This is a genomic window from Thermophagus xiamenensis (assembly GCF_900112795.1).
GTDB classification, from domain to species: domain Bacteria; phylum Bacteroidota; class Bacteroidia; order Bacteroidales; family Marinilabiliaceae; genus Thermophagus; species Thermophagus xiamenensis.
In genome coordinates this window covers 1-1,396 of sequence record NZ_FONA01000054.1, presented here as the reverse complement: position 1 = coordinate 1,396, position 1,396 = coordinate 1, and the positions used below count along the sequence as shown (strand labels likewise).

2 protein-coding genes are annotated in these 1,396 nt (G+C 36.1%); both read right to left on the bottom strand.

Going from position 1 to position 1,396, the window contains the following annotated elements; all coding sequences use genetic code 11:
- Positions 1–18: 18 nt before the first annotated feature.
- Entirely contained in the window at positions 19–660 is a 642-nt protein-coding gene (locus BM130_RS15095; protein ID WP_074964428.1) for a hypothetical protein, read from the bottom strand.
- Positions 657–1,301: a hypothetical protein gene (locus BM130_RS15090; RefSeq protein ID WP_074964427.1), complete on the bottom strand. Its 645-nt coding sequence runs from the start codon at positions 1,299–1,301 to the stop codon at positions 657–659. The genes BM130_RS15095 and BM130_RS15090 overlap by 4 nt, the downstream gene beginning before the upstream one ends.
- Positions 1,302–1,396: the final 95 nt, after the last annotated feature.

Below are 1,396 nucleotides of genomic sequence, written 5' to 3'. Positions count from 1 at the left end.
CTGGAGTTTCCTCAAAAATTAATCAGGGAATAAAGATAACTGGAATTGGTTGTGATGAGGACCAATCCGGCTTTTGAAATCAGCAATACCTTTCCTGCTATGTTTAAGAAGTTCATAAATACCATCGGCCATAGCATAGTTAAAGAAAGTTGGTACACCAAAGAACCTTTTTGAGAGGATAAATATTTTTTGTACCATAATTTTTAATTTCAATGACATTCCGATATAAATACTTGTAAAATAGGCAATACAATGGACAAGAACTGTAATATTCCGTATGGAATTGTAGCTTAATACTCTAATGTCTTCCAGATTGTATGATTGTTTAATGTAACCGTAACATTCATCACACTTCCATCTTGTAAGATAAATATCAACAATTTGCCACAGCTGCTTATTGTTTTGAAGATTCACCTCTTTATTTGTAAGCAACAGCATCGGATGCTTTCCAAAGCCTTTAACAATAACAAGAGTATACCAGATATCCGGATATTCAGGCAATGCAACTTTTACAGCTCCGAATTGTAAATGTATAAATTCTTCCTTTCCATCTTTGGTTATATAAATATGGGCTTTGTATGGTGTAGCTACATGATGTTGTATTCTTTCTGCTTTGACCTGGCGGTTGATGTTACCTGCAAAATGGAGATATCGGTTCATTTTAAACGTACTACAAAGTCGAGTTCTTCACTGGTAAAACCTCTTATTATATCGATGTCATCCCCTTCGCGGTCAATTGCCCAGGTGCCATTCGAACCGATATTTGATTTCACTTTTTGTACAATTTCAATAATTTTTTCTGAACGGCCGGGATATGTGGAGTCTTCTGATGAATAAGCCTCGCAATATAAGGGTACTATCCTATCATGAGCCAGGTTAGCTGCAGTAACCTGACATAAATGATATCCTCGGGCGGCTCTTCCACTGCTCCCGTCATAGATATTACATAACTTCTCCATCTCTTTGGCGTAAGGTTTCATAATATCGCCGGGGTCAATAGCAATTACCATTGTATCGTCTATCTTACCGGATGCTAATCGCATTATCTCTTTATTTAATTGTTCCGACAAATCTTCCGATGCCAGATTCCTGCTGAGTCGGTCTTCGGTCTTTATTAAGGGAATATCTTCCTTTAAACTCCTGCTAATATTGGATAGCTTAACATCTTTGGATGCCTGAATACCAAATATCATCTCTTTCACCAACCGTTTTTTGATTACACCAAGTTCTTTTGTAATAGTTCCTGAAAATTTATTACATTGCATCTTGAATCGGTTCAATAATAAAGAATTTGCGTCCATAAGCGTTCTGAAGTTTAGTCTAACAGCGAAGATCGTAAAATGGACGCAATTTTTTTAAGGAATCTTTTTTTAAAATGACTTTTCAGATTTCTTTC

Excerpts from the sequence above, each read along its gene's own strand:
- BM130_RS15095 (WP_074964428.1), bottom strand. The coding sequence starts at position 660 with ATGAACCGATATCTCCATTTTGCAGGTAACATCAACCGCCAGGTCAAA.
- BM130_RS15090 (WP_074964427.1), bottom strand. The coding sequence starts at position 1,301 with ATGGACGCAAATTCTTTATTATTGAACCGATTCAAGATGCAATGTAAT.